Here is a 667-nt window from a genome sequence, read left to right on the forward strand (position 1 = left end):
TGAATATGTGCTTAACTGGTAAATCCTTCTAACGCAAATATATTTATTGGCTCTCCTTGGGGATTACGTAATTCTGATTGCAATTCGATTAATGCTTGCTGTGCATCGCCCAAAGTTACATCTGGGCTATACTCTACTAGCTTGAACTGAGGATGACTTTTGATTTTTTCAATCAGTGTTAATGATTGATTAATTAGTTTTGATAGGTCTCTGGTTTCTGTTATCTGTTGAACCATTGGGGAACCGCCCAGTAAATATTAGGGTCGTGAAATTCTCGATACTCTAGCTGGTGGACTCGATGCCTGTTTAGTCGGTAATTATCAAAGGCTACAAGAGCCAGTAATAAGGATGAAATCAACAAAACGCTGTAGCCTAATTTTTGAGGATTAACGGCAATTATCAAGCCTTTATCAGCCTGTTTTACTAGGTAGGAGCGCAAAGGCTTTGAGTGCTGTCCTGACGCTACTTTTAAACTTCTGGGAACCTCTTTTGATGTCGTTGTTTATCTCCCGTAATCCATCATTCAATAGCTGGGAATTTTCATTATCCAAACGCGTTACAGTTTCCCTAACACCCTGCACCATGTTGGTTATCTTTTGCTTAGTAACCTGTGCTTTATGTTGTACAAATGCTGTAATTGCTGACTCGATTTCTGCTATCTCATAAT

The 667-nt window shown here is 39.1% G+C and carries 1 protein-coding gene and 1 pseudogene; both read right to left on the minus strand.

Features of this window, described 5'->3' with window-relative positions; translation table 11 throughout:
- Positions 1–11 precede the first annotated feature (11 nt).
- Entirely contained in the window at positions 12–236 is a 225-nt protein-coding gene (locus ACM0OS_RS29005; RefSeq protein WP_414546626.1) for a hypothetical protein, read from the minus strand.
- A 174-nt stretch (positions 237–410) separates the two neighbouring features.
- Positions 411–667: pseudogene (locus ACM0OS_RS29010) on the minus strand (hypothetical protein); the annotation flags it as partial.

This window comes from Nostoc sp. CCY0012 (assembly GCF_963920855.1).
Classification (GTDB): Bacteria; Cyanobacteriota; Cyanobacteriia; order Cyanobacteriales; family Nostocaceae; genus Cyanocohniella.

Excerpts from the sequence above, each read along its gene's own strand:
- ACM0OS_RS29005 (WP_414546626.1), bottom strand. The coding sequence starts at position 236 with ATGGTTCAACAGATAACAGAAACCAGAGACCTATCAAAACTAATTAAT.